At 44.9% G+C, this 26,177-nt stretch carries 26 protein-coding genes and 3 pseudogenes; 16 read left to right on the top strand and 13 right to left on the bottom strand.

From position 1 onward, the window contains the following. Nucleotides 1-10: 10 nt before the first annotated feature. Nucleotides 11-2,842 (bottom strand): excinuclease ABC subunit UvrA, encoded by a 2,832-nt coding sequence (gene uvrA, locus CWC46_RS06540; RefSeq protein ID WP_021017058.1) that lies wholly within the window; start codon nt 2,840-2,842, stop codon nt 11-13. A gap of 232 nt (nt 2,843-3,074) precedes the next feature. Between uvrA and CWC46_RS06530 the strand changes: the two genes are divergently transcribed. The 3 genes and pseudogenes from CWC46_RS06530 (at nt 3,075) to CWC46_RS06520 (ending at nt 4,785) form a co-directional block, all read left to right on the top strand. Continuing rightward, a complete protein-coding gene (locus CWC46_RS06530) occupies nt 3,075-3,629 on the top strand; it encodes a single-stranded DNA-binding protein (protein WP_021017059.1) in 555 nt (184 codons plus the stop codon). 614 nt (nt 3,630-4,243) lie between these two features. Next, nucleotides 4,244-4,555 (top strand): annotated as a pseudogene (locus tag CWC46_RS23515) (reverse transcriptase domain-containing protein); the annotation flags it as partial. A gap of 44 nt (nt 4,556-4,599) precedes the next feature. After that, nucleotides 4,600-4,785: a hypothetical protein gene (locus CWC46_RS06520; RefSeq protein WP_037382366.1), complete on the top strand. Its 186-nt coding sequence runs from the start codon at nt 4,600-4,602 to the stop codon at nt 4,783-4,785. A 20-nt stretch (nt 4,786-4,805) separates the two neighbouring features. On the opposite strand, the gene CWC46_RS06515 is transcribed toward CWC46_RS06520, so the two are convergent. Further along, nucleotides 4,806-5,750, bottom strand: coding sequence for an SIR2 family protein (locus CWC46_RS06515; RefSeq protein ID WP_021017061.1), 945 nt, complete (start codon nt 5,748-5,750; stop codon nt 4,806-4,808). 405 nt (nt 5,751-6,155) lie between these two features. Here CWC46_RS06515 and CWC46_RS06510 point away from each other — a divergent pair, with 405 nt between their 5' ends. Next, the gene (locus CWC46_RS06510) at nt 6,156-6,431 is read left to right on the top strand and encodes a type II toxin-antitoxin system HicA family toxin (protein ID WP_084297667.1); all 276 of its coding nucleotides are present in this window, start codon (nt 6,156-6,158) and stop codon (nt 6,429-6,431) included. Continuing rightward, a complete protein-coding gene (locus CWC46_RS06505) occupies nt 6,428-6,790 on the top strand; it encodes a type II toxin-antitoxin system HicB family antitoxin (protein ID WP_021017063.1) in 363 nt (120 codons plus the stop codon). The genes CWC46_RS06510 and CWC46_RS06505 overlap by 4 nt, the downstream gene beginning before the upstream one ends. Before the next feature lie 414 nt (nt 6,791-7,204). Here the strand turns inward: CWC46_RS06505 and CWC46_RS06500 are convergent. The 5 genes and pseudogenes from CWC46_RS06500 to CWC46_RS06480 form a co-directional block, all read right to left on the bottom strand. Further along, a pseudogene (locus CWC46_RS06500) lies at nt 7,205-7,588 on the bottom strand (phage portal protein); the annotation flags it as partial. Nucleotides 7,589-7,617: 29 nt separating this feature from the next. Beyond that, nucleotides 7,618-8,721: a molybdenum ABC transporter ATP-binding protein gene (gene modC, locus CWC46_RS06495; protein WP_021017065.1), complete on the bottom strand. Its 1,104-nt coding sequence runs from the start codon at nt 8,719-8,721 to the stop codon at nt 7,618-7,620. Next, nucleotides 8,721-9,419 (bottom strand): molybdate ABC transporter permease subunit, encoded by a 699-nt coding sequence (locus CWC46_RS06490; protein WP_021017066.1) that lies wholly within the window; start codon nt 9,417-9,419, stop codon nt 8,721-8,723. Before CWC46_RS06490 ends, modC begins: the two co-directional genes overlap by 1 nt. Further along, nucleotides 9,416-10,135: a molybdate ABC transporter substrate-binding protein gene (modA, locus tag CWC46_RS06485; protein WP_021017067.1), complete on the bottom strand. Its 720-nt coding sequence runs from the start codon at nt 10,133-10,135 to the stop codon at nt 9,416-9,418. Before modA ends, CWC46_RS06490 begins: the two co-directional genes overlap by 4 nt. A gap of 125 nt (nt 10,136-10,260) precedes the next feature. Further along, the gene (locus tag CWC46_RS06480; protein ID WP_157831359.1) at nt 10,261-10,392 is read right to left on the bottom strand and encodes an IS1 family transposase; all 132 of its coding nucleotides are present in this window, start codon (nt 10,390-10,392) and stop codon (nt 10,261-10,263) included. Nucleotides 10,393-10,684: 292 nt separating this feature from the next. On the opposite strand from CWC46_RS06480, the gene CWC46_RS06475 reads away from it, so the two are divergent. The 6 genes from CWC46_RS06475 to CWC46_RS06450 all read left to right on the top strand — a co-directional run bounded on the left by CWC46_RS06475 (nt 10,685) and on the right by CWC46_RS06450 (nt 15,393). Next, nucleotides 10,685-11,371: a GntR family transcriptional regulator gene (locus CWC46_RS06475; protein WP_021017068.1), complete on the top strand. Its 687-nt coding sequence runs from the start codon at nt 10,685-10,687 to the stop codon at nt 11,369-11,371. 25 nt (nt 11,372-11,396) lie between these two features. Further along, complete coding sequence (locus tag CWC46_RS06470) at nt 11,397-12,185, top strand: amino acid ABC transporter ATP-binding protein (RefSeq protein ID WP_021017069.1); 789 nt, start codon at nt 11,397-11,399, stop codon at nt 12,183-12,185. A gap of 20 nt (nt 12,186-12,205) precedes the next feature. Continuing rightward, nucleotides 12,206-13,120 (top strand): aminotransferase class IV, encoded by a 915-nt coding sequence (locus tag CWC46_RS06465; RefSeq protein WP_021017070.1) that lies wholly within the window; start codon nt 12,206-12,208, stop codon nt 13,118-13,120. A gap of 28 nt (nt 13,121-13,148) precedes the next feature. Next, entirely contained in the window at nt 13,149-13,979 is an 831-nt protein-coding gene (locus CWC46_RS06460) for a transporter substrate-binding domain-containing protein (RefSeq protein WP_021017071.1), read from the top strand. Between the two features lie 74 nt (nt 13,980-14,053). After that, complete coding sequence (locus CWC46_RS06455) at nt 14,054-14,716, top strand: amino acid ABC transporter permease (protein ID WP_021017072.1); 663 nt, start codon at nt 14,054-14,056, stop codon at nt 14,714-14,716. An 11-nt stretch (nt 14,717-14,727) separates the two neighbouring features. Next, nucleotides 14,728-15,393 carry an amino acid ABC transporter permease gene (locus CWC46_RS06450; RefSeq protein WP_021017073.1) on the top strand — a complete coding sequence of 222 codons (666 nt, stop codon included), beginning with the start codon at nt 14,728-14,730 and terminating at the stop codon, nt 15,391-15,393. 107 nt (nt 15,394-15,500) lie between these two features. On the opposite strand, the gene CWC46_RS06445 is transcribed toward CWC46_RS06450, so the two are convergent. The 6 genes and pseudogenes from CWC46_RS06445 to CWC46_RS23210 form a co-directional block, all read right to left on the bottom strand. After that, nucleotides 15,501-16,628, bottom strand: coding sequence for a glycosyltransferase family 4 protein (locus CWC46_RS06445; protein ID WP_021017074.1), 1,128 nt, complete (start codon nt 16,626-16,628; stop codon nt 15,501-15,503). After that, the gene (locus tag CWC46_RS06440) at nt 16,621-17,670 is read right to left on the bottom strand and encodes a glycosyltransferase family protein (RefSeq protein WP_021017075.1); all 1,050 of its coding nucleotides are present in this window, start codon (nt 17,668-17,670) and stop codon (nt 16,621-16,623) included. Before CWC46_RS06440 ends, CWC46_RS06445 begins: the two co-directional genes overlap by 8 nt. Before the next feature lie 3 nt (nt 17,671-17,673). After that, nucleotides 17,674-18,894, bottom strand: coding sequence for a polysaccharide biosynthesis protein (locus tag CWC46_RS06435; protein ID WP_021017076.1), 1,221 nt, complete (start codon nt 18,892-18,894; stop codon nt 17,674-17,676). Then, complete coding sequence (locus tag CWC46_RS06430) at nt 18,881-19,759, bottom strand: glycosyltransferase (protein WP_021017077.1); 879 nt, start codon at nt 19,757-19,759, stop codon at nt 18,881-18,883. The genes CWC46_RS06435 and CWC46_RS06430 overlap by 14 nt, the downstream gene beginning before the upstream one ends. A gap of 1,328 nt (nt 19,760-21,087) precedes the next feature. Further along, nucleotides 21,088-21,247, bottom strand: a pseudogene (locus CWC46_RS23600) (YjbH domain-containing protein); the annotation flags it as partial. Between the two features lie 84 nt (nt 21,248-21,331). After that, on the bottom strand, nt 21,332-21,508 hold the full coding sequence (locus CWC46_RS23210) for a YjbH domain-containing protein (protein ID WP_416354387.1): 177 nt from the start codon (nt 21,506-21,508) through the stop codon (nt 21,332-21,334). 301 nt (nt 21,509-21,809) lie between these two features. On the opposite strand from CWC46_RS23210, the gene CWC46_RS06425 reads away from it, so the two are divergent. The 5 genes from CWC46_RS06425 (at nt 21,810) to CWC46_RS06405 (ending at nt 26,105) form a co-directional block, all read left to right on the top strand. After that, the gene (locus CWC46_RS06425; RefSeq protein WP_021017078.1) at nt 21,810-22,514 is read left to right on the top strand and encodes a metal ABC transporter ATP-binding protein; all 705 of its coding nucleotides are present in this window, start codon (nt 21,810-21,812) and stop codon (nt 22,512-22,514) included. Next, the gene (locus CWC46_RS06420) at nt 22,511-23,365 is read left to right on the top strand and encodes a metal ABC transporter permease (protein WP_021017079.1); all 855 of its coding nucleotides are present in this window, start codon (nt 22,511-22,513) and stop codon (nt 23,363-23,365) included. The genes CWC46_RS06425 and CWC46_RS06420 overlap by 4 nt, the downstream gene beginning before the upstream one ends. A gap of 26 nt (nt 23,366-23,391) precedes the next feature. Next, nucleotides 23,392-24,270, top strand: coding sequence for a metal ABC transporter substrate-binding protein (locus tag CWC46_RS06415; RefSeq protein WP_021017080.1), 879 nt, complete (start codon nt 23,392-23,394; stop codon nt 24,268-24,270). A 273-nt stretch (nt 24,271-24,543) separates the two neighbouring features. Beyond that, nucleotides 24,544-25,110 (top strand): LOG family protein, encoded by a 567-nt coding sequence (locus CWC46_RS06410; RefSeq protein WP_021017081.1) that lies wholly within the window; start codon nt 24,544-24,546, stop codon nt 25,108-25,110. A gap of 227 nt (nt 25,111-25,337) precedes the next feature. Further along, complete coding sequence (locus CWC46_RS06405; protein ID WP_021017082.1) at nt 25,338-26,105, top strand: IclR family transcriptional regulator; 768 nt, start codon at nt 25,338-25,340, stop codon at nt 26,103-26,105. Nucleotides 26,106-26,177 lie beyond the last annotated feature (72 nt).

Here is a 26,177-nt window from a genome sequence, read left to right as displayed (position 1 = left end):
GACAATCAATTTACGGACGTTCCAGCATCGGCTTCAGAAAACGTGCAGTATACGATTTCTCACACTGCGCCACCGTTTCCGGCGTGCCCGCTACCAGAATCTCACCGCCGCCACTGCCACCTTCCGGACCGAGATCGACAATCCAGTCGGCTGTTTTGATCACGTCAAGATTATGCTCGATCACTACGATGGTATTGCCCTGGTCTCGTAACTGGTGCAGTACCGCCAGCAATTGCTGGATATCGGCAAAATGCAGGCCAGTGGTAGGCTCATCCAGAATATACAGTGTTTGCCCGGTGCCACGCTTCGACAGTTCACGCGCCAGTTTGACACGTTGTGCCTCACCCCCCGAAAGCGTGGTGGCCGACTGCCCCAAACGGATATAGGACAGCCCGACATCCATCAGCGTTTGCAGCTTGCGAGCCAGTGCCGGAATGGCATCAAAGAATTCACGGGCTTCTTCAATCGTCATATCCAGCACTTCGTGAATACTTTTGCCCTTGTATTTAATCTCCAACGTCTCGCGGTTATAGCGCTTGCCTTTACACTGATCACACGGCACATAAATATCGGGCAGGAAATGCATTTCCACTTTGATAACACCATCACCCTGACAAGCCTCGCAACGCCCGCCTCGCACGTTAAAACTGAAACGACCAGGGTTATATCCCCGGCTGCGGGATTCCGGCACGCCAGCAAACAGTTCACGAATCGGCGTAAAAATACCGGTATAGGTTGCCGGGTTGGAACGCGGAGTACGACCAATCGGGCTTTGGTCAATATCAATCACCTTGTCGAAATATTCCAACCCGTGAATTTCACGATACGGCGCCGGTTCACCCAGCGTCGCACCATTCAGTTGTCGCTGCGCGATCGGGAACAGGGTATCGTTGATCAATGTAGACTTGCCTGAACCGGAAACCCCGGTAATACAGGTGAACAACCCGACCGGTAACGTCAGAGTTACCTCTTTCAGGTTATTACCTTTGGCACCTATCAGCTTCAGCACTTTGGTGGGATCGGCCGGGACACGCGTTTCCGGCACATCGATTTTCCGCGCACCACTGAGGAACTGACCGGTAAGTGATTCCGGCACCGCCATGATCTGCTCGACCGTACCTTCCGCGATCACTTGTCCGCCGTGAACACCAGCACCGGGGCCAATATCAATGACATGATCAGCTGCACGGATCGCCTCTTCATCATGCTCGACCACAATAACGGTATTGCCCAGATTACGCAGATGAATCAAGGTATCCAGCAGACGCTCATTGTCGCGCTGATGCAGACCGATAGACGGTTCGTCCAGCACGTACATCACGCCCACCAACCCGGCACCAATCTGGCTGGCAAGACGGATACGCTGGGCTTCTCCCCCCGATAGGGTTTCTGCCGAACGGGACAGTGACAGATAGTTCAACCCGACATTCACCAGGAATTTAAGTCGGTCACCAATTTCTTTGAGTATTTTTTCGGCGATTTGTGCCCGCTGACCACTCAGTTTCATGTTCCGAAAGAAGGTCATTGCATGACCGATGCTCATGTCAGAAATTTGTGGCAACGTGGTCTGTTCTACAAAGACATGACGCGCCTCTTCACGCAGGCGGGTACCGTGGCAGCTGGTGCAAGGACGGCTGCTGATAAATTTTGCCAGTTCCTCACGTACCGCTGTGGATTCCGTTTCCTTATAGCGACGCTCCATGTTATGCAGCACACCCTCAAACGGATGACGACGCACGGAAGTATCACCACGGTCATTGATATATTTAAATTCAATGGACTGCTTGCCGGAGCCGTACAGAATGACGTTCTGAACCTCTGCGCCGAGATTCTCAAACGGTGCATCGACATCAAATTTATAATGCTCCGCCAGCGAGCGAAGCATCTGGAAATAGTAAAAATTACGCCGGTCCCAGCCGCGTATCGCCCCTCCCGCCAACGACAGTTCCGCATTCTGTATTACGCGTGCCGGATCGAAGAACTGTTGTACCCCCAAGCCATCACAACTCGGGCAGGCTCCGGCGGGATTATTGAAGGAGAACATACGTGGTTCCAGTTCATTCATACTGTAACCACAGACCGGACAGGCAAAATTGGCGGAGAACAGCAATTCAGATTGAGCGTCGTCGTCCATATCCGCAACAATAGCGGTGCCGCCGGACAGATCCAGTGCGGTTTCAAACGATTCAGCCAGCCGCTGGGCCAGGTCATCACGTACTTTGAAACGGTCCACCACTATTTCAATGGTGTGCTTTTTCTGAAGTTCCAGCTTCGGCGGGTCAGAAAGGTCACAGACCTCGCCATCAATACGGGCACGGATATAGCCTTGTGTCGCCAGATTTTCCAGGGTTTTGGTATGTTCCCCTTTACGATCTTTCACAATGGGCGCTAACAGCATCAGACGTTTGCCTTCCGGCTGTGCCAGCACGTTATCCACCATCTGGCTGACGGTCTGGGCATCCAGCGGAATATCATGTTCAGGGCAACGCGGCTCGCCCACACGGGCAAACAGTAGACGCAGATAGTCATGAATTTCGGTAATCGTCCCGACGGTGGAACGCGGGTTATGTGAAGTGGATTTCTGTTCAATAGAAATCGCGGGTGACAGCCCTTCGATATGATCAACGTCCGGTTTTTCCATCAAGGATAAAAACTGGCGGGCATAAGCTGAAAGCGACTCCACGTAGCGGCGCTGGCCTTCGGCGTACAAGGTATCAAAAGCCAGCGATGACTTGCCTGAACCGGAAAGACCGGTCACGACGATCAGTTTATCGCGTGGAATTATCAGGTTGATATTCTTGAGATTATGGGTACGGGCACCACGAACTTCGATATTATCCATTCACACTCTTCCCGCGATAAACGCTGTTTCCATCTTCTCTGGACGAAAGCAAGCCAATATGAAACGGCTGATTATGGCACAAAAAAAGCTGAATGAATATCCAGTATTAGACTGCAACAAGTGCAATAAATGGAAAATTTTCGGATAACAGCTCGCGGGTACTATCTACTATAGTGGCGTGCTAGAATCTATCGTTTACACTTTAAAAGTCGATATATCAGGAGACACCAACATGGCCAGCAGAGGCGTTAATAAAGTGATACTTCTCGGGCATCTGGGACAAGACCCCGAAGTCCGTTACATGCCGAATGGTGGCGCGGTAGCCAATATTACCCTGGCCACTTCCGAAGCCTGGCGCGACAAGCAGACCGGCGAGCAGAAAGAAAAGACAGAATGGCACCGCGTAGTACTGTTTGGCAAACTGGCAGAAGTCGCGGGTGAATATCTCCGCAAAGGGTCTCAGGTTTATATTGAAGGCCAGCTTCAGACTCGCAAATGGACAGATCAAAGTGGGCAGGATCGTTACACCACCGAAGTGGTGGTCAACGTTGGCGGCACCATGCAGATGATCGGTGGCCGTGCAGGCGGCGGTGCGGCAGCGCCAGGTGGTGCGGCGCCAGCAGGTGGCGGGAATCCACAACAAGGTGGCTGGGGACAACCACAGCAACCACCTGCCGCCAACCAGTTCAGCGGTGGCGCACAGGCAGCGGCACCACGCCCGCAAAACACGCCAGCACCCAGCAGCAACGAACCGCCGATGGATTTTGACGACGATATTCCGTTTTAGGTGCGCCACTTTTCTTTGTAAACCAATTGGTTAACTCCAGTTATTGAGTTAACCATAGGCTGTTGGAGTGCCTATTGCAAACCTGACTTATCCTTACCCAGCAATGGGTTTGAACCTCGAAAGAGGGAGGGGAGTGTAGCATGTCAGGAAAAGGCTGGTTGCGGGGAAATAACCTACTTTGCGCCAGCCATTGCAAATCCCATATGGCTATGCCTGATTGGTTGAATCATAGTTCATAGTGGGTTTCGGGATATCTATGGCTCACGGTTATTCAGGAGTCATACCAATATTTATAGTAATTATTTTTAGAAGATTACTATATCCAACAATATTGGCACCTGTTCGGTGAGAGTGGTAATTGAACGTAAGTGAAACTTAAGTGGGATGCACCTTGACTACAAAGAAATATGAGATTACCTAAGTTGGTTAAGTAATTAACCACTATGGTAACGGAGACTCCGTAGTACCCAATGTAGCTCTGTAATAGAGTCACAATTAGCTAACCAATCTGAAAAATATATATAAATTGATAAGTAATTATCAATGAAATTATATTCGTAAGGGGGAAAGGAGTCAGCTGTATCTATACTAATAGAAGCGAGGTTCGATAGTCAGTGCTATCACAGAGAACACTCAATGCTCTAAGTAGTATAAACAAATCCAGTATACAAAGTTATAAGATCAAGAAACTGCATAAAATCGTGTGCAGTAATAAAGATCTTTGGGCACAGGCCTATGCTAATATTTATTCTAATCAGGGAGCCATGACGAGAGGAATAAATAGCACTACGATGGATGAAATGAGCGTGGACAGAATTATTAATCTTATTCAACTAATAAATACAGGATTGTATAAGCCCAAACCTTGCCGGCGCACGCACATACCTAAAGATGCCCGAAAACCGAATGGAAAAAAACGTCCAGTAAAAGCAAAACGTCAGGCCGCGCCATACCTGCAGTGAACGCAGAAATGAGCGAGTTGGCAGAAAAAATTAATGATTTCTCCCGGTCAATGGGCTGGGATATCAGCCGAAGTGAAGTTCAGCGACTGATAGCCGGTCACGCGATCACCTTTGGCGATCAGCCCTACATTGTCCGGGCTGACGGATGCTTGTATCGCGCTCCGGCGCGGAAGAAAAACCAGTTATCGAACTGATAGATTGCATCTCGATTAATTCAGTTAAGGCTATGATTAATGGATTTTTTAAGAAAACACCTTATTAAACAACCCAACTGATTGACTACATTATAAAACCCTTTCTCTATAATTTTAACTCTCCGGTCTTTTCTACATTTCTTCCACTCAGTTAACGATCTAGGGTACGGATTTACGCATACAATCTGAGCATTCGATTGTTCTATTGGTTCCCATACGTGTTTATCATGGGATAAATATTCAACACCTATAACAATTATCAGATTGGATTCTAGAATGCGTTCTTTGTATTTACTCTGGAACATTTTAATAATACTGTCATTAAAAAGATTTTGCTTTTCATGGTTATAAACAGAAAGTATAGGAGCGAGAGAACTATTATCCGGGTTATGACACCAGTCAAATATTTCTTGATAAGTGGCTAATGAATGAGTCTCCAATCCGTCCATAACAGTATTTAACCCTGATGCGTGCCCTATAACTATTTTATTACCATTTGGAATTTTAGGAATAAAATTTGATGACCCATGTAATTTTATGAGCCCACAACCTCTACCATTTCTATTATCATTATAATCATAGAATATATTGTTTCTTTCAAGTGCACGTTCAATTAGAAGATCGTAATTTAATGTTGCCAATGTAATGTTAGGAATAAGTAGTTTTATTTGTCTAAATAAACGAAAATAAGCGTTTTCAGTTGTCACATCAAAATCTGATAAAAAACAAGCCATTGCTCTTTGTATTGGATATAGGATAAGGGAATCATTTGACACGTTTGCCATGCCTGCTTCAAAACCATCTTCGACAAATACTTTTTTTATATTGTCATTAATTGTTGAGAAGCAACCATAGCGATCATCTAAGAAACCAAATAGATCTTTCCCTAAAGGGGGAAGTGTAGGTATTCCAGCTTTTTCTTCGGAACCGTAACTTGCTCCAGCCCCAAATAGTATTGTAATCATCTGTTTATCAATCCTATGTATCATAAAATAAAAAACTAAAAGCATTCATATAGTGCATAAAACTTTATCATAAAAGTTAACTGCAAAATCCCGTACACCAATACACAAAAAATCTACGATATTTATTCTCTCCCGCGCCAGTCCCGGCGCGGGTCTCTCCCTCTTTGTAACACTGTACAAAAACACACCATTTTCCATATTCGTCATTTGCTGGTAAAGACTATATCGATCGGCTGCGTATCAAGCGGAACTCCGGGCGGCGAAGTACCAGGCTATGATGCCAGCAGAACGGCTGGCGGTTATGACTAAGTTAAACAAAACAGATAACATTTTTTGACTTCATAAATTGACTTCACCCATCTAATTATTATAATGACTTCAAAAGGTGACTTCATGGAACAGGCAATGCAGGAAAAAATAGCCCATCTTAGAAAGAAACAGCGGGAAACGCTGAACCAAATTTTCAAAACACCGGCACTCTCTGGCGTTAAATGGTCGAATGTTGAGTCACTTATCACTGCGTTAGGCGGTGAGATTAAAGAAGGTAGTGGATCGAGGGTGCGATTTTTACTGAACGGGAGTATTGCCCGGTTCCATCGTCCTCATCCGTCACCGGATACTGATAAAGGCGCAGTGGTCAGCCTGCGTGAATGGCTGGAAAGCATAGGGGTAAAACCATGACTAAAGTACTCAATACACCAAATACGATGGTTGTTGCCGGGCAACCGGCTATTATTAGTTACGTGCCTGAGATTGGGATGTTTCGCGGTAAGTTTATTGGTCTATCAGGCTATTGTGATTTTGTTGCCGATAGCATTGATGGGCTGAGAAGTGAGGGGGAAATCTCACTACGTGAATATCTGGAAGATTGTCAGGAAAACAGCATAGAGCCTTACGAGCGTGAGGAAAAAGTAAAAACCTTTACCCTCCGTTATCCTGAGTCATTCGGGGAACGGCTGACCATTGCTGCTGCTGAACACCAAGTTTCAGTGAATGCGTTTATTGTCGAAGCGCTTAATGAACGGATGAAACACGCGTAACGATCTCCCGCTCCGGCGGGATTTATTTTCCCTGTGAAAATCACTGCAAAATTCCCGCACGCCAGTGCACAAAAATTCTGATGTTATTTCGTCCCTTCCGCGCCAGTCCCGGCGCGGGTTTACTCATTCTGCAAAACTGCACAAAAACACGCCCTTTTCATGTGCGGGCGTGGCGGGGGGAGACCTCGCGCGCTGAGGGGGTTGGTAGGGGTATGTTGAATGATGTTTTTTTACGGCCAGACGGGGCCGTGGTGATGCTGTCGCTTTCTCAGGCAACCAATATTTCTTTTGGTTGCGCCTGTCACCGGCTCATTCAGATGGTTTTACGTGGGGTATGTTGAAGTGATAAAAATCCGGGCGTCATACAGTGCGCCCGGTTTGTGCTGTGGTGATGACGTGAAAGTTTTTAACAGACTATCGCGAGGTTGCCAGCGCATACGGTGTAAACCGCAACACCTCGATCCCTAGCCAATCGTTTAACTCTTTGAGGCTTTCCATGATGGATGTCAGTTCGTTGATGGCAAATACCTTCGCGGCTTTCTCCACATCGCCAAACCCGCCGGTATTGTTCGGCATAATCCCCATAAGTTGAGGCGGCACACGGTGTGCGGCCAGCATGTCATCCCGCGTCGCATTCTTGACGCCGGTAAACTCATCTTTCGCAGTGATCTCACTGAACGGCAGAATTTGCAGCCCGTCTTTCTTCCCGCCTACGGCATACACAAACAGGTTTTTAAACGCCCCTCTTCCGCGTGCGTTCTTTAATGAACTCTTCAGCTTATCCACATCAGTGCTATTGGTTATCGCCTGCGGGCACCACGTTATTGTCAATCCAACACTGCCACTATTTTGATCTGCGCCCAGACAAACTGCCCGGGACATAATGCCAGCAAACGACATGACCGCTGGGTGATATTCGCCAGCAAGGGCGTCTCGCCAACCTTGAGCCGAACAAGCATTTGAGCGGGATGGTGACTCTCCGTTATGTCGACGACCTGTACTTTCAAGCGATTCAGAATACTGCTTGCACCCGGGAGTTCACAGCACAGGCTCACATCATTCGCATTGATACCACAACGCACCGTCTGCCCAATCGGCAGATCCCGCTGCATCACCCACAACTCGCCACCAGCAAAACCGATACGACTCAATCCGTCTGCGGACTCGTGCGCCACGATACGCCCTTCTATCACGGTTTGCACTGGCATATCCGGCCGACTCGACCACGCCAGATTCGCCAATGTCGCCTGTAATGCTCCACTTGCCTGTACACGACCTTCATTGAGCAATACCAGGTGATCGGCGAGTCGCAGTACTTCGTCGGGTGAATGGCTAACATAGATCACGGGGATACTGAGTTCCCGATGCAATCGCTCGAGATAAGGCAGAATTTCGTTCTTGCGCTGCTGATCCAGCGCAGCCAGTGGTTCATCCATCAGCAACACCCGAGGCTGAGCAAGCAGAGCACGAGCAATAGCGACGCGCTGACGCTCCCCGCCGGAGAGTGTAGACGGATCCCGTTCCAATAGATGTTCAATGCCAAAACGCTCAGCCATTTCTTCTAGTGCCTGTCGGCGTGTATCAGAGGAAAACGCCCGTGACTGGGCGAAAGCCAGATTGCCGCGCACCGACCAATGCGGCAAGAGACTCGCTTCCTGGAAAACATAACCCAGCGCCCGCTCACTCGTCGGCATAAAGTGAAACTCATCCTGCCAACACACATCATTGACCGTAATCTCGGCCACACTGGCCCGTTCCAGCCCTGCCAGACAACGCAAAAGTGTCGTCTTGCCCGAACCTGAAGGCCCAAAAAATGCGGTAATTCCATGCCCAGGTAACTGCAAGTCAACATCAAGTGTAAAGCCGGGTCGAATAACACACACGCGAACCGAAATTACCGGAATGTCAAAAGAACCGCCGTCCGGCAGCATCACAGACTCCTACTGAAAGACAGTTTCCGAAGTACCATAAAAACCAGTAAAGACACCACACCCAACAAACTCGACAGTACGCTGGCACGGCTAAAGTCCCCACTGAAGACGGCGTTGTAGATTTCGAGCGACAACGTATTGGTTTTGCCGACGATATTGCCACCCAGCATAAGCGTGACACCGACCTCACCCAAAGCGCGTCCCAGGCCAAGAATCAGCCCGGTGGCAAGGGGTATTCGCAAATTGGGTAGCAGCACCAGTAGAAAGATTTCAATCTCGCCCTTGCCCAGCGTCCTCGCCACTTCTCCATGCCGGGTACTCAATTCCCGCATGGCCACCTCGACCGGCTTGACCACCAGCGGCAGCCCAGCCAGAAATGAGGCGATCACCACTCCCGGCAGAGCAAAAACGACGTTTTGCCCCATACTCTCCAGCCATTGTCCAACCCAACCATGTCGCCCAAGCAGCAAAAGCAGTGCGAACCCCGTGGCAATCGGCGGAAAGACCAACGGCAAAGTCACCACCACATCAAGCAATCCCTGTCCGGGCCAGGATCGACGGCTGAGCAAATAACCCAATCCCAGCCCGGCAAACAGATGCAAAACCAGCGTTATCGCCAAAACCCGCAAGGTCAGACCGAGTGAAAATTGTACGTCAGGCAGCAACAAGGTATCCCAAAACGTTTGCAGAAAACTCATTGCAAACCATGCATGGCCAAAATCGCGTGCGCAGAGGGTGATTGCAGGTAGGTCGCAAAAGCATGCACTCCTGCGTTACCCTCCCAACCGTTTAGGATTGCAGCTGTAATGTGGATCCGACTATAACTTGCTGGGTCAATCTCAATATAACCACCAATTTGTTCACGAATACCCAGCGCATCGGTGAGGTTGATAAAACCAGCATCAACATCTCCGCTAATCAGATAAGCCGAAACCTGAGGCACTGTCGAGACCTTCATTAATTTGTCTCGAATCTGACGTTCAAGCCCACTCTTGACCAAAAACGCCTGAGCGGCCTTGCCGTAAGTAGCATTAGCAGGCTCTGGCATTGCGATTCGACGCCAGGCCGGATCACTCAGCTCCTGAGCCTGCTTCAGGGTTTTACCTTTGGCATAAGCCAGCACCAACTTTCCATCACCCAGCGCAATCGTTTTCGCTATGTCGATACCCCGGAATTTCTGCAGAAAGTCCTGATCGGCCAGAATCATGGCGACCTTACCGCTCTGCTTTATCTGGGCAGAAACCTGGGCCATATTTCCGAAGAACACGTCGATCCGATTCCCCGTAGATGCTTCATAAGCCCGGGTCAAGTCGGTTACCGGTCGCTTGTAACCCGCTCCCGCTGCCAACAAAAAAGGTTCGGCATGTAGTGTGCTCATCCAGCACAGAAGAAAGACAAAAAATATTTTTTTCATGATAGGTTCCAGAAAAGATCGGGTTGATCCGTCCAATCTTTCGAACAGTCGCAACAGTCATGTCAGAATACACAACCGTCATGCCAACATTGAGCGTTATATATTAACCTATATTCCGATGATATCTATACGTTGTCATGCATTTCCACGGACGTTGATAAAGACCGACACTTCCTTTTTAGCCTTGCCAGATGCTGTCCCAGGTTCAGATGGTGACATTCAATACGCGGCTCCCTTGAACCAAATGGTGATGCCACCAGCGTCACTACCTATCGAAACAGATGAGGAATAATGCTGCTTTAAACAGGCGCATGGAGCGTCAAAGTAGTGCAAATGATTTGGGTAGAGGGGTTTTCTTGCGCGAAGAAGAAACGTTAAACGCGATTCAAGTTCAATAACTTTATTTAAAAAAATCATATTTTCCAGAATATTATCCGCTATCAAGGCTGAACATGAGCTTGCGAATATCAAGTCTAGGTAAAAATGGCACGAGAAGTGCTTTGATTAAATTGTCGACAGGCGACAGTCGACGATAAAAGGATTCAAGCTATGAGTATGATTTCTCCAATTGCACAACGTCCCACCAAGCGAAGCGAAGTCGGCGAGCGTTTGCGCGAAGCAATTCTGAGCGGCTTTCTAAAACCTGGGGTCAAGCTTGTCGAATCGCAAATTGCAAAAGATTTCGGTATCAGCCGGGCACCTCTGCGTGAAGCTATCTCGGCATTGGTAGAAGAAGGGTTGATTATCAATGAGCCTTTTGGTGGCTATTACGTACAAACCCTTAGCGAACAAAGCTTACGGGATTTGTACGGTATGCGGAGAGTGCTGGAAACGTTTGCATTCGAAACCATTTGGCATAAGCGCACACAAATGTTTTGTGATGACTTGTTGCGGCGTAACGACGCGTTGAAAACCTGCATTCTCTCGGGCGATAAAGCCAAAGCGATAAAAGCTGAGTTGAGCCTGCACGGAGCAGTCTTTGAACGTTGCGGCAATGCTCTGCTTCTTAACGTATGGCGCGGTTTGTCCGGACAGCTTCAGCTCTATTGGTCTATGCATCAAGAGAGTCACGGGCGCGCCGGAGCCAAACTGGATGCTCATGAAGAGTATGTAGCGTTGGCTTGCGGTGATGATTTTGAGCTGATGCGTTCCGAGATTTCCGAACACGTCCAGAGAGGGTTAGAAAAAGTAGTTTCTTCTCTGGAAACCTATACAGATAGCGTGAACCAACCTTAGCAAGCGAATTAAACAGGTAAAGATCATGTCTGAAACATTGATGAGCATTTCTTGTCTGCACAAAAAATTTGGCGATTTTCATGTCTTAAAAGGCGTAGATCTCGACGTTAAAAAAGGCGATAGGATTGCCATCATCGGAGGGAGTGGATCAGGTAAAAGCACCATGCTGCGCTGTCTGAACTTCATGGAAACGCCCACTACTGGCATGATCAAGCTTGATGGAAAGGTTATTGGAAAGGAGACCGGACGCGGCAGCGATGGCGAAGTATTCATGTCCTATCCTGAGCGCGATCTCTGCGAGGTACGCAAAAAAGTCGGGATGGTGTTCCAACAATTCAACCTGTTTCCCCATATGACGGTGTTAGAAAATGTCATGGAAGGACTGATACAGGTGAAGAAAAAAAGCAAAGCCGAGGCACGTGAAATCGCGCTCCGTGAGCTTGGCAATGTGGGCTTGAATTCAAAAAACGATGCATATCCGACCCGGCTTTCAGGTGGGCAGCAGCAACGGGTTGCAATTGCACGGGCTTTGGCAATGGAACCTGAGATTTTACTCTTTGATGAACCTACTTCGTCCCTTGATCCTGAATTGGTGGGTGAAGTGCTGAACGTCATTAATGGGTTGGCGGATGAGGGACGGACAATGCTCCTGGTAACGCATGAACTGGGTTTTGCCTATCATTTTGCTAACAGGGTTATCTTTTTCGCTGATGGAGAATTTCATGAGGCAGGCACTCCTCAAGAGGTTTTGAAGTCCCCCCAGAAAGAGAAAACCCAAGAATTTATCAAGCGCTTCACCGCTTTCCATTTCTGAGTCAGATTCAAGGATCCAATATGAGCACCACTCGTTCCACTACCAGTTCCCAGGCGTACTTGCCGGACCCACGCAATAATGATGTCTTGGTTTATATCAACGGTGAGTTTGTTCCTAAAAACCAAGCGACAGTTTCAGTTTTCGATAGCGGTTTTGTACTGGGTGATGGCGTCTGGGAAGGTGTGAGGCTGGTTAAGGGAAAAATCGTATCGTTTGATTTGCATATCAACCGTATCTTCGACGGCGCCAAATCCATCGAGTTAGATATTGGCGTCACAAAGGAAGAACTCAAAGGTCTTATTTTGAAGACGTTAGAAGTCAACAACATGACTGATGGCGCTCACGTTCGCTTAATGATCAGCCGTGGCAAAAAACACACGCCAAATCAAGACCCTCGTTTCGCGTTAGGTCAGGCGACCATTGTCATTGTCGCAGAATACAAAGTCATCGATAAATCGAAGAAGACGGGTATCAAACTCTACACGTCAACATTCCGATGCAGTGCACCTGATGTATTCGATTTACGACTGAATTCGCATAGCCGTCTGAATCTCATTCAAGCATTAATTCAAGCTATCAATGCGGGTGCTGATGAAGCACTGATGCTTGACCCACATGGTTTCGTTGCCAGCTGTAACTCTACCAATTTCTTTATCGTGCGCGGTGATGAGCTGTGGACATCCACAGGTAAATACAATTTCAACGGAATCACTCATAAGACCATTAAGCGCCTCGCTGAAGAAAATGGCATCAAGCTATTCGTCGGCGATTACACCCTCGCTGAAATTTATACTGCCGATGAGGCTTTTCTGACCGGCACTCTTGGAGGAATTACACCTGTGATAATGGTCGATGGGAAAGGGATTGGTGCAGGTAAACCTGGCCCGATGACGGCCAAGCTGAGTGAGCTTTACGAGAGCTACATCAACAACTAATTAATCGCTTATCTAGGATGGGAACACGATGAATCATATTGGTAACGTTTTTCAAAAATCTGCGCGAGTGTTTCTCATGTGTTGCGTAGCCGCCATGCCGCTCATTGCCTCAGCGGCTGATAATACGTTGGAAAACGTCAAAAGCGCCAACGTACTGAGGATTGGCATGGCTTCAGGTGATCCCTGGTACTACAAAGATCCGATCAGCGGTAACTGGACAGGCGTAGGGTACAAAATCGGCGAGAGAATAGCGAAAGACCTTGGTGTGAAGCTAATGCCTGTCGAGACTACATACGGAAATGCCGCCGCGGCGCTTCAGGCAAATCAGATCGATATCATGTTGGTGCTAGACGCCACTGAAGAGCGCAAGAAAGCGCTGGATTTCCCTCAGCAGCCGCTGCTCTGGTACAAGCAAGGCGTCCTTGCCCGCACGGGTGTGAAAGCAGGCAAATGGGAAGATCTCAATAAGCCCGGGGTACGTATTGGTGTTGTATTAGGCACCACAACCGACCGGGATTTAACTAAGCGCCTGCCTAACGCGAACATTGAGCGATTCTCCAATACCGATGAAACCGTAGCAGCATTCATGGCGAACCGAATTGATGTGTTTGCTTTCTACCATCCCGCATTGGCGATTGCTCAATCACACATCCGTACCGGTAATCTGGTAATCCCTGAACCAGTAGTCGAAATGCCGACCAGCGCTGGCGTACGCAAAGAAGGTGATCATGTATGGGTTCATTACATAAACGCCGAATTCCAAAAGCTGAATAACGAAGGTTTCGTCCAGAAGGTATTCAGTGACTACATGGCCTCGAAGGGCTTGGATCCCAATAAGATTCCCAGCATTAAAAAGTAATTAAAACATAGTGCTGGAGCCGCTTATGTGGGCTCAGTACTGCTGACTGTAACTCTCGTGTTTATAGGTGTCGCATGAATTACCAATGGAACTTCGGTTCGGTTTGGCAACATCGAGAGATGTTCTTGACCGGCATCATAGGCACCGCACAGTTAGCCGCGCTCTCAGTGGGAATCGGAATTGTCGTTGGGTGCATTGTTGCAGTGATGCGTCTTTCACCTAAAAAATACTTAAACGCACCGGCTACGGTTTTCGTCGAGTTTTATCGGAATACGCCGCCACTTGTACATTTCTTCTGGTTTTTTTATGCGCTACCAATGGTAGCCGGAATAAATCTTTCGCCTTACTGGGCAGCGACTATCGCTTTGGCTACCCAATCAGGCGCCTTTTATGCAGAAGTCTTTCGAGGAGGAATCAAATCAGTCGACAAGGGACAATGGGAAGGGGCGAAAGCTATAGGAATGTCGCATTTTCGCACCATGTTCCGGGTGATCGTACCCCAGGCAGCGCGGAGAATGGCCGGGCCTTTTATCGAGCGAACGTTCGAATTGACGAAAACAACCTCTCTTGCATCCACACTGGCCTACTCCGATATCCTGTACCAAGCTATGCGAGTCAACAGTATGACTTTCAGACCTCTTGAGGTTTACACCACTGTTGCACTTATTTACTTCGTTTCACTGTTGATGCTGAGCACGCTATTTAGAATTGCGGAGCACCGCCTGGTTCGGTACTGAGGAGATAACCGATGCACTTTTCATGGGATATGGCGGTTACATTAGAGAGCTTACCCGTACTCCTCAAAGGAGTGTACATGACAATTCAGTTATGGTTGGTAGCCTTCCCTATTGGTATGGCCGTAGGCGGGTTACTTGGGCTCGCCAGGACGTCATCTAACAAACTGCTGAACATCTCCGCCATTGCCTATGTCGAGGTGTTTCGCAATACGCCGGTTCTCATCCAGTTGATTTGGTTTTATTACGCATTGCCAGTACTCACAGGCTATCAAATGACCGCTTTTGAGGCTGCGGTCCTGGGTCTTACCCTGAATACATCCGCTTACTGTACGGAGATATACCGAAGTGGAATTCATTCCATTAGCCGTGGCCAATGGGAAGGTGCCAAGGCCGTGGGGATGCGCCGTAGTCAAATCTTGAAACGTATTATCTTTCCTCAGGTATTCAAGCGGATGCTTCCGGCATTCACTAACCGAGGGATAGAACTAGCAAAAATGACTTCGCTTTGTTCGGTCATTGCGGTCCATGAGATTATGTACCAAGGACGCCTGCTAAGCGCCGCATTCTACAAGCCGTTCGAAATATTTACCTGCGTAGCAGTGATCTATTTCCTGGTGATTTATCCAGGAAGCTGGCTGTCTTCCAGGCTTGAGAAGAAATACGCCAGGTTTGATTAATCGTGTGTGGCCTTAGCCCAACGATAACTGGCTTTCAGATGTTTAAAAAGAATGATGAGCAGCGTAAAGATTTTACTGCTGTCGCAGACATGGCTGACGTTTAGATCTTAGCTTCTATATAAATTAGAATAACTTTCAGCCACATTGTTCATTAAGTACTTTTCGTTCAAAACACCCGGTTTTTTATCATCAAATGAGCTCTTTTGAGTTAACACGTTATAATTATTCACTAAGACATTTTCCAAATCACTTACCTCTCCTTTTTTAAATAGAGAGATATATTCAGGATGTTCAACGCTAAGCTCTTCATGTGGCGATATATCAGATAAAATACAATGTACCCCACAAGACAATGCTTCAAGAACCGTATTCGGAAGTCCTTCATTATATGAAGGAGATATAAAAAAATCAGCAGCCACTAAATATGGAAATACATTATCTTTTCGGCCTAAAAACTGTACATTTTTCAAATTTGAAAATTTATCAAAACTTTCTGCGTCTCGTTGCAATGAAGAATCGCCAATAAAGACAAAAACAAAATTACTTTTTGACTCCAATCGCTCCGCAACACTCAAGATATCAACAATACCTTTTCGAATCACAAATCTACCAATAAATAAACATACACAGAGATCATTACCATACTCATCTTCTAATTTTTTTCTAAAATGCTGCGCACAGTCGTTATTATCAAAACGATAAGGTTCTATGCCATTAGGGATCAGTACAACATTTTTTTTAGGAAGAAATTTTATTGTTTCCTGATATCCTTCATTATTTAATGCAACATAAATAGTTCTTTTTGAGCATATTGATGCAATCAGGCTCTTTATTTTACTACTATTCATTGCATTGACTTCGCCGTTTGTTGACACTTTAACTATTACTTTTTTCTTCAGAAGAAGGCCAACGATAGAAACAACAAGCCCAAAAATAGACGTTGCATGGCAATGAATAACATCATATTTTCTTGATTTATAGAGTAAATAAAAAAATAAAATAATGCAAAAAAAGTACTCAGCAAGTACGCCTGTGCCAAATGGAGGCAGCCGTCTTATTCTTACTCCATCAATTATTTCATTTTTTTTCAACAAAGGAGTTAGTCGCCTTGTAACAACTTCAACAATGTTAACATTCGGGTCAGTAGAAAATGCTTTTATTAATCTACTGCACTGAACCTCCGCACCGCCTAATATAGGGAAATAGCGAGGTAATACCATAATTACGTTAGTCATTGAACACCCGTATCAATTCACTTAAAATTTTCTCTGACGCATAATTTTCCAGAATAAAGTCACGAGTTTTATACTTATAAATATCTCGATATTCTTCATAATTATCTATAAGATACGATAGTATATCAAACCATTCATCAGTTGATGTTGCAGGATAAGCACCATTGACATTGCCCAGAAGAATATTCTTATTCATTCCAACAGGACTTCCGACTACCATACTCCCACAAGATAAATGCTGTAACAATTTGAAACTACACTTTCCTTTCGTCCATTCATCTTCATCAAGGGGCATTAATCCGATATCAATTGATTGGAAATTTTTTATTTCATTAATCTCAGACCACTCTACGTACTCAACAGACTCATTATTATTAATAAAATCAAATTTCTTATCACATACAATTTTAATTTTTACAAATGAATATTTAGATAGTATATTTTCCAACACAGAGCTAATTAATTTGACATACTTCAGGTTTCCATGAGTACCAATCCAACCTAAAGTAATAATATCAGATTTATATTCTACAGCTCTTGGTTTGTATTTATCAACATTCACAGATGTAGGTATAACATATACATTACTATTATATTGCCTAAACCACTCGGCAAGATAATCATTCCCACAAATTATAGCATACGATCGTTGGGCTATTTTTTTTGCAGCAAAAGAGCCAAAAGGTGGATTTTTCCATATTGCATCATCGACATCCAATATAACCTTTTCTCCCAAAAACCCTTCCAGGGTGTAATACCCAGTGAGTAGTTCCCTATTTAGCCATACATAGTCGTATTTTTTTCTTCTGAAAATAATCGAAATACGTTGTAAAATTTTAATTATCTGCCATACAAAATATATTGGAAGATAGAATCTAGGATTATACTTTCCTAAAAAAGGAACAGATTTATTTTTATCTATAGGTGGACATGACTCAGTAACATAGAATCCTTTCTTATTAAGCCCGTCAATATGCTGTCTTATTCTAAATCTACTCGACGGTGTATTTTTTCCTGAAGTAATAGCTAATATTTTCTTCATATTTCAGTGTCTAAACCTTAAACTTATCAAAAATAGAATAGTAACATTGACAAAATGATATAAGGCTACCAAAACACATAATCCTTCTACTCCCCATTTATGTGTAACGACATACTTAAGAGGTAAAAATATTGTGAAAGTTATACAAGATACAACAACTGGGATAGAATGTTTATTCACACAGTAAAAAACATTCGATATAACTTGCCCTAATAGCCCGGACACAAAGAAGAAAAATAGGATTGTAATTATATCGTTACCATCAGACAGAATTTTAAATATTTTTATTCTTGAAATGTAATCGATCATCGGTGTAAAAAAGACTAAAAAACCACAGAGCAATGCAAAATAAATCTGTTTTTTCAATCCATGGAAATAAATCTCATTGAATATTTTTTTATTGTTATTATTGATAGTAAGTTCTTTAATTAGAGGCGACACATACACTTTAAACCATACACCAAGAGCCGCAGTATATATTTGAGAAACCAGATGATATACAGCAATCCCTGTATTATTACTAATAATAAAAAACCTATCTATGACAGGCTCTGATTTATAGTATGCACTACCGCCAATGATCACTCTGACACTTTTAACGAAATATAAAAAATTTTCAAAAGAAAACTTACTCGCTGACAAATCATGTCTAATGAGAACTAGGTAAATTGCTATTTGAATTAGACTTCTGATACAAAAAATGAAATAAAATAACATCTCATTAGACTTCATAGTATAAAAAATACAAATAACAATAAGAAATGAAAAAAAGTTCAACACTTCATAAGACAAAACGCCTTTAGTTCTGGAATGACAATATGCGTAAGATTGAAAAACTATACCGATAGCCAGTGATAGGAAGTAAATAAAAAATGAAAAAGAAAAAAACAGCACTGCCCACTCATTAATATTTAAAACATAGCACCCAACGATATAAATAAACAAGAAAACTAATATACCCAGGATAGAAAAAAAAATAAGAAATGATGTTGCTGCATTTTTTATATCTAACTTATTATCCTTTATCGAAGAAAACTCAGAAATCAAGTAACTGCTTATTCCACTTGTAGACATAGATATCACAACACCACATACAGTTACTCCCATATAAAATAAGTTAATCAATTGGCTAGAAAAAAGATTAGCGAAATAAAATTGTAAAAAAAGAGATGCGAGTAAACTACTTATACTTAAGATGAGGAATGGAATTTTATTTAATATCACCTAGTTTCCCCCTTACAGCATCGAGCAAACCTTTAAGCATATATTTAATTTTTCTTATTTTATCTTTTTCATAGAAAATAACAGAAACAAACTCATGCATTACCCTTAATACATTTAAATTAAAATATCCTTTAGCCTCTTTAAAATATTTAAAAGACAAATAAAAACCATTTCTCACTATGTAATATTTTCTTATGTAATTATGATGATTAGGTTTAACTGTAATGCCAAATAACTTATGAACCTCTCTTTCCCCAATGGCATGGTTAAGACATTCATCATAATTAACCTTTATAATAAACCCAAATACTAATGCCTTTAGAGCAAATGCTGTATCAACATGATCTATTATTAATGACTCATCAAATGGACCTACCAGCTCCCATGCACGACGAGAAATACACATCCCAGAGGAGATACAGAAGTTCGTAGTGCCATCTGTAGATATTTTATAAAAATAGGGAGTCAATAAAACAAAACTGCCATAGACCTTAGCATTTCTATCATAAAAATTAGGGCAGGATATCTCTGATTTTTTCTCTTTACAGAATGAATACATTCCCAGGAAAAAGTCAGAAGTTAGAGAGGAATCCTGATCCATAGTGAAGAAATAATCTACATCGCTATCTTCAAATAACTTTTCCGCCCCACGATTAAATCCTCCAGCAATACCGCCTTTGTTTCCATTATATATATAATAATTATTTCCGTTCGCTAACAACTCATTAAAATAAAAAACATTATCCACATCTGGTGTATTATCAACAATACATATTTTAAATTGATTGTTGCCTACAATATTCTTCATATTATTGATTTGTTCTAGTGTAGGCTTATACCATACAACAACAATTCCTATCTTCATTATTTTATTTTCTCAGTCGCATATAAAAAATAAAAAACAATAACATTCCATAAAAAATATAATATTAGTAAGCATTTTATCATTGAATACATTGAGACATAATACAGCATTAGCATAACCAAATAGAGTGCTCATTACGTCACTAATCACTATACTTCGTGTTTACTTCACCTGTTTTTCATCAAAAATAGCACCATCAGATGGCACACAGCATCAATACTACTGCTATCAACGATTGCAATCCAACACGAGAAAGGACTGGGAGATCGAAGCGATCATCAAGGATACCGATTATCAGCAATCCGCTGCCACATGGCATGTAGATGTCAAAGGAAAGGGGGGAGTTGGCATGAAAAACGAAAATCACCCATAGCGATAGGTAGAGATCGAGATTCCTTCCTCCCGGGGGACGTGTCCTTGAGGCTTTTCCCGACTATTCGGTTTGTCAACTAACCCTATTTTCTTTGCAACTTTACGCACGACAAAAAGCATCACAAACACGCAGGCAAACACTCAAAGAATAGCGATTATCACTATCACGACCTACCTTTCTAGGTAGCCCAGCCACGCTACCGCCCTTGGCTTTCAGCTACCAATTCACTGTCCATTACGAAATGGTCCATTCCTGTAAAAATAATTTAATATCATCATGTTATTTAATTTAATGATGAAAAACAATGCCAGATATCAGTCAGTACCAAGAAAAATAACACCCTCTAAGCAAAAATAAATGCGTAAAAATGACACATATGAAGAGAAACATTAAAAAGAATCTGAAAAATAACCTATCTCTTGCAATGTCACTCACTACGGGCATTGATGTATTGCAATACTCCCTGTATATGGAACCGTTTATGTCAGACTAGCGGCTATTGTATTAACGATAGCATTCATTAATCAATAAACATCTACATTTAAAAGGTGCTTATACATCGTATAGGTTACTTATGAATGAGAAAAAACTACAACGCAAACCACCGAAATAACGGATCAAAAAATAAACCACTATCTCATTTAATAAAAACTGACGATAAATGAACACTGAATTTAATGAAACTTTAATTTAAAAATGGCTCGTAAAGCATCTCTCCATGATCCCGTGCATTACCGATAATTAAACCTTAAACAGATAAAAAATAATTTAATATCAACATATTATCATTATCTTATGCTTTAGTATTATCCATACTCACAATACTAATATTTTGCAATTCATGAAGATGGCCGCAACCAATAAATAACCAAGCTAAAAAATATTAATAGCGCTATATGTTCATGCAAAATGGCATAAAGGTTCAGGGTTACTCACCACGGACCTGGTCACGGTATACTTCACCACCAACGCCGGCATACATCATCTCCAGATAGCCACCATATATCTGGCTATATCCCCCTGAGCCAACTGGTCACGGCGGTTCAACTGTAGATTAACAACACATCTGATGAAGTGACATATTCACATATCCAGGTGCGTACACGAGGCAATGAGCTGAAACTATCGTCCCGAGAACAAAAACGGTTGGACACTGAACAGAACGGATTGGAGATATTGCCGCGTTGGGCCATGTTTCCCTAGCCGATGCCCATAGTGAAATCAAAAGCCCCGAAGCGCTTACTGCTCACCACATATTCACTGTCAAACAGCCCGCTACCCGCGATATCACGGAAACCGATGGAAGCCTGAGTAATCAAAGCCGTTTGCCAGTTTACATTCCCGGGTAGCGCCTTCTGTGTGTAAAACTGCTCCAAACGAGTACCATCGCCAGTTGAATAGAACGAGGAGCCTGATTGTCAATGTCGCAGCACCGGCGGCACAGCTCGCTAGCAACAGGGTTGCGGTTATACGTTTAAACATCAGCATAAAAAACCCAACACCAATATCCCGAAGGCATGCCATTGCGTTACAAATACGATATGTTATATTATAACATTAAATTTAAGGGGATCGTATGAGCAGCTTGTATTCCTTTTCCACACTCAGCCGGCTAGGCATCGTCTGTCCGCTGCTGGTCGTCTTGTGGTGCTTAATCTGGTGGGCGGTGTCATTGGCATGATTGCATTACATTCACTTTCATTTGGCTATCGCGGTCTGCCCGCTTTGGGAACGCTCAACGGCTGTTTTGACCGCGGTTCGCTGACCGCTATCGTCGGTGCCAATGGGTGCGGAAAATCTACGCTGCTGAAGACACTGACCGGCTTGCTACCGCCACTGGCCGGGCATTTTTGTCTGGCCCCGGAAGCCAGAAAGCACATCGGTTATTTACCACAGCTGTCGGAATTTGATCGCCAGTTTCCCATTAGTGTCAGTGACTTAGTGCTGATGGGCTGCATACCGCACTGCGGTATGTTTGGCCGCATTTCCAAACACTGGCGGCAGCAGGCGACGCAGGCTCTCGACGCCGTTGGCATGTTACCCTTTTCCCATCATCGCATCGGCACATTATCCGGCGGTCAGCTACAACGCATTCTGTTTGCTCGCCTGCTGGTGATGCAATCGCCGCTTATTCTGCTGGACGAACCGTTCACCGGGATCGATACCCAAACCACCACAGCACTACTGCGGATTATTCAACAATTACACAAAGAAGGCCGTACGATTCTGGCGGTATTGCACGATCTGGATCTGGTGGAAAACCATTTTACCCGCGTGTTGATGCTAAATGCGGAAGACTCTCGCTGGGGAGATTGCCATGAATTGCTGAGCACTCCCTCTTCCCCGCTACCGGGCGTGCCATCATTAAGGGTGGTGCAATGACGTTATTCCATCTGCTAACCGAGCCGTTCAACGACTTCGGTTTTATGCGCCGGGCGTTGGTTGGTTGTGTGGCATTAACTTTCAGTGCCGCCCCATTGGGTTGCTTTTTGTTGTTACGTCGCATGAGCCTGGTGGGTGATGCCCTGTCCCATGCGGTACTGCCCGGTGTGGCTATCGGGTATCTCATTTCCGGCATGTCGCTGGTAGCGATGGGGATTGGCGGGTTTATTGCCGGGCTGGCGGTTGCCATGATGTCTGGGCTGGTCAGTCGCCATACCGAATTGAAGGAAGATGCCAGCTTCGCCGGATTTTATCTTGGTTCACTGGCGCTGGGTGTGACACTGGTTTCTTTACGCGGTTCAAGCGTCGATCTACTCCATGTGCTGTTTGGCTCCATTCTGGCGATTGACCAGCAGGCCTTGCTGGTCATCGGCGGCATTACCACATGTTCAGTGCTGGTACTGACCATCATTTATCGGGCGCTGGTGATAGAATCCTTCGATGTTACATTCCTGCGAATTTCCTCTATCCGCACTCGCGCCGTGATCCACGCGCTGTTCTTATCGCTGGTGGTACTCAACCTGGTCGCCGGATTCCAACTGCTCGGCACCCTGATGGCGGTCGGCATGATGATGTTGCCTGCCGCTTGTGCCCGTTTCTGGACGCAACGGCTGGCCACGATGCTGGCGCTGGCCGTTACACTGGGCAGTATCGCCAGTGTGATCGGCCTGTTCTGGTCTTACTATGCCAATTTACCTGCCGGACCAGCAGTGATACTCACCGCCACCTTATTCTTTTGTATTTCGGTATTTTTTGGTTCCAATGGCGGCATGTTACGTACCCGCTATTGATTATCACCACTCATGAGAGGGAAAAAATGAAACGTTCTGCTCTGGTTATAGCGCTGTCCGGTTTACTGCTCAGCCCATTGGCGATGGCAAAAAATCTGGATGTTGTGGCGAGTTTTTCTGTATTGGGCGATATGGTCAGCCAGATTGGCGGCGAGCACGTCACCGTTACCGATTTAGTACCGCCGAATGGTGATCCACATGAATTTGAACCCTCCCCCAAAGACAGCAAAACGCTGGCCAGCGCCAACGTCGTCTTCGTCAGCGGACTGGGTCTGGAAGGATGGATGAATCGCCTGATCAAAGCTTCCGGCTATAAAGGCCCGATTGTTACCGCATCCACTGGCATCCATCGTCTGAAAATGGATGAAGATGGCAAAACCGTGACGGATCCACACGCCTGGAACAGCATGGGCAATGGGATTGTCTATGCTCACAATATCATTGATGCACTAGTGAAGGCTGATCCGCAAAACGCGGATTATTATCGCCAACACGGGGAAAGTTATGTTCAGCAATTACAAAAACTAGATGATTATGCCAAGAAAACCTTCGCCAGCATTCCTAAAGAAAAACGCAAGGTACTGACCAGCCACGATGCTTTCGGCTATTTTTCCGCCGCTTATGGTGTGACGTTCCTGGCGCCAATGGGTTATTCCACCGAGTCGGAAGCCAGTAGCCAGACAGTCGCCAAGCTGATTACTCAAATTAAGCAGGAGCACGTGAAAAGTTACTTTATTGAAAATCAGACCGATCCGCGGCTGGTGAAACAGATTGCCAATGCCAGTGGTGCGAAGCCGGGTGGCGAATTGTTCCCGGAAGCCCTGACCGATAGCAATGGACCGGCACCCACCTATACCGCCGCGTTTAAACACAATGTGGACACCATTGCCGCCAGCATGGAATAACGTCCCGCCACCTTGCCCTGCCTGGAAAAATCCGGGTGGGGTAATCCAATAGGCTTTTAATCTGCATACCGCCCTTCGATCAGCCAAGCTAAAATAAGGTTATTTATTCCGTACAATATTTATATACTACAAATGATTCAGGTTGCAGGAAGGTGGCTTGCAGCGGCCCTAAAAGGGCGATGCCCAGGGACAGCGTAATTAAGCGCGGCCAGCACACATGCAACTTGAAGTATGACGAGTATATTTATTCCTGGCCTATATAAAGGGGAAAGAATGTTGAACTTCGGCGTATTTTGTGGTTCATCCATCGGTAATAATGCTATTTATCGTCAACAAACAGAGCACTTAATTAATTATTTAGTCGGGAAAGAGTGCAATATCGTCTATGGCGGCGGGAAAGTGGGATTAATGGGCCTAGTGGCCGATGCAACGATAAAAAACAATGGGATTATTACCGGTGTCATGCCAAAACATCTGGTAGATAAGGAAATTGCGCACACCCAGCTCACTAAACTTATCGTTACTGATGATATGCATCAGCGTAAATCAAAAATGGCCGAACTAGCGGATGCTTTCATTGCATTACCGGGTGGCGCCGGAACCTTGGATGAGATTATTGAACAGTGGACCTGGTCTCAGTTAGGCATTCATAATAAGCCCTGCATTTTATATAACGTCAATGGTTATTTCACCGCGTTTATCGATTTCCTGCAAAAAGTGGTCGGTGACGGTTTTATGAAAAAAGACTATCTTGATATGCTTATTATTTCAGAGGATCCACAGGATATTCTGGAAAAAGCAATGACCTATATGCCACCACAGGCTAAATGGCAGAAATAAGCGGATCAATATACCCAAAAGGCGACAAGCGAACACAGCCAACGCCGCTGCGACGCGAAAGATAACGGGTATCACGCCATTCCCAGACTGATGCGTGGTTACATCCGGCTGGCAGGTAGAACCATCATGTTCCTGCCGGCCATCAGCGCATCGGCAAATTGATTTACCCCTGCCGAAGTAGTACCATTTCGATAATTTTCCTTATTCTATAAGTAGTTGGTTCTTCTATGCCAATCATTCAATCGGTAGAACGCGCTTTACGTATTCTGGATCTTTTTAATGAATACGATATTGAACTCAAGATTACAGATATCAGCACCAAAATGGGCTTACACAAGAGCACGTTGCACTCCTTGCTGAAAACGATGCAAATGATGGGTTATATCGATCAGAACAGCGAAAATGGCAAATATCGGTTGGGAATGAAGTTGGTCGAACGTGGCAATTTGCTGATTAACTCCATTGATATTCGTGAAAAAGCGCGCAGCTACTTATTGGATTTATCCTCACAAACCGGCCAGACCACACACCTTGCCATCCTTGATGGTAAAGAAGGTGTTTATATCGATAAGGTAGAAGGCAAATTAGCAGTAATTACGTTTTCCCGTATTGGCCGACGCCTGCCTATTCACGCCACGGCAATAGGTAAAGCATTGTTGGCGTTTAATTCCGAACAAGACATTAATGCTCTGCTGAAAGATTATGTTTTTACCCGCCAGACACCCAATACCATTATTGATCGTGATGCTTATCTGAAAGAGCTGGAACTTGTCCGCCAGAATGGTTATGCGCTGGATAATCAGGAGAATGAACAAGGCGTTAGATGTATTTCAGTACCGATATGGAATCATTCACGTCAGATTATCGCCGCCATCAGTATGTCCACGCTGACCAATCGTGTGACCGATGCAGAAATCAACGACTATATTGTGTTGCTGAAAACAGCGGCCAAAGCGCTTTCACAGCACCTCGGCTACAATGACGCTAACGGTTGAACCCGGTTGTTTCGCCTCATTCGGCGTCTCTTGACGCTTATCACCCGCTACTAGCAGTGACTCTGGTGGATA

Origin of the sequence: Prodigiosinella confusarubida (assembly GCF_002847015.1) — a bacterium.
GTDB lineage: Bacteria > Pseudomonadota > Gammaproteobacteria > Enterobacterales > Enterobacteriaceae > Prodigiosinella > Prodigiosinella aquatilis.
This window is presented reverse-complemented; position numbering and strand designations above follow the sequence as displayed.

Bases quoted from the DNA above. Each gene is read 5' to 3' on its own strand.
- uvrA (WP_021017058.1), bottom strand. From the start codon at position 2,842: ATGGATAATATCGAAGTTCGTGGTGCCCGTACCCATAATCTCAAGAAT.
- CWC46_RS06530 (WP_021017059.1), top strand. From the start codon at position 3,075: ATGGCCAGCAGAGGCGTTAATAAAGTGATACTTCTCGGGCATCTGGGA.
- CWC46_RS06520 (WP_037382366.1), top strand. From the start codon at position 4,600: ATGAGCGAGTTGGCAGAAAAAATTAATGATTTCTCCCGGTCAATGGGC.
- CWC46_RS06515 (WP_021017061.1), bottom strand. From the start codon at position 5,750: ATGATTACAATACTATTTGGGGCTGGAGCAAGTTACGGTTCCGAAGAA.
- CWC46_RS06510 (WP_084297667.1), top strand. From the start codon at position 6,156: ATGCAGGAAAAAATAGCCCATCTTAGAAAGAAACAGCGGGAAACGCTG.
- CWC46_RS06505 (WP_021017063.1), top strand. From the start codon at position 6,428: ATGACTAAAGTACTCAATACACCAAATACGATGGTTGTTGCCGGGCAA.
- modC (WP_021017065.1), bottom strand. From the start codon at position 8,721: ATGCTGCCGGACGGCGGTTCTTTTGACATTCCGGTAATTTCGGTTCGC.
- CWC46_RS06490 (WP_021017066.1), bottom strand. From the start codon at position 9,419: ATGAGTTTTCTGCAAACGTTTTGGGATACCTTGTTGCTGCCTGACGTA.
- modA (WP_021017067.1), bottom strand. From the start codon at position 10,135: ATGAAAAAAATATTTTTTGTCTTTCTTCTGTGCTGGATGAGCACACTA.
- CWC46_RS06475 (WP_021017068.1), top strand. From the start codon at position 10,685: ATGAGTATGATTTCTCCAATTGCACAACGTCCCACCAAGCGAAGCGAA.
- CWC46_RS06470 (WP_021017069.1), top strand. From the start codon at position 11,397: ATGTCTGAAACATTGATGAGCATTTCTTGTCTGCACAAAAAATTTGGC.
- CWC46_RS06465 (WP_021017070.1), top strand. From the start codon at position 12,206: ATGAGCACCACTCGTTCCACTACCAGTTCCCAGGCGTACTTGCCGGAC.
- CWC46_RS06460 (WP_021017071.1), top strand. From the start codon at position 13,149: ATGAATCATATTGGTAACGTTTTTCAAAAATCTGCGCGAGTGTTTCTC.
- CWC46_RS06455 (WP_021017072.1), top strand. From the start codon at position 14,054: ATGAATTACCAATGGAACTTCGGTTCGGTTTGGCAACATCGAGAGATG.
- CWC46_RS06450 (WP_021017073.1), top strand. From the start codon at position 14,728: ATGCACTTTTCATGGGATATGGCGGTTACATTAGAGAGCTTACCCGTA.
- CWC46_RS06445 (WP_021017074.1), bottom strand. From the start codon at position 16,628: ATGACTAACGTAATTATGGTATTACCTCGCTATTTCCCTATATTAGGC.
- CWC46_RS06440 (WP_021017075.1), bottom strand. From the start codon at position 17,670: ATGAAGAAAATATTAGCTATTACTTCAGGAAAAAATACACCGTCGAGT.
- CWC46_RS06430 (WP_021017077.1), bottom strand. From the start codon at position 19,759: ATGAAGATAGGAATTGTTGTTGTATGGTATAAGCCTACACTAGAACAA.
- CWC46_RS06425 (WP_021017078.1), top strand. From the start codon at position 21,810: ATGATTGCATTACATTCACTTTCATTTGGCTATCGCGGTCTGCCCGCT.
- CWC46_RS06420 (WP_021017079.1), top strand. From the start codon at position 22,511: ATGACGTTATTCCATCTGCTAACCGAGCCGTTCAACGACTTCGGTTTT.
- CWC46_RS06415 (WP_021017080.1), top strand. From the start codon at position 23,392: ATGAAACGTTCTGCTCTGGTTATAGCGCTGTCCGGTTTACTGCTCAGC.
- CWC46_RS06410 (WP_021017081.1), top strand. From the start codon at position 24,544: ATGTTGAACTTCGGCGTATTTTGTGGTTCATCCATCGGTAATAATGCT.
- CWC46_RS06405 (WP_021017082.1), top strand. From the start codon at position 25,338: ATGCCAATCATTCAATCGGTAGAACGCGCTTTACGTATTCTGGATCTT.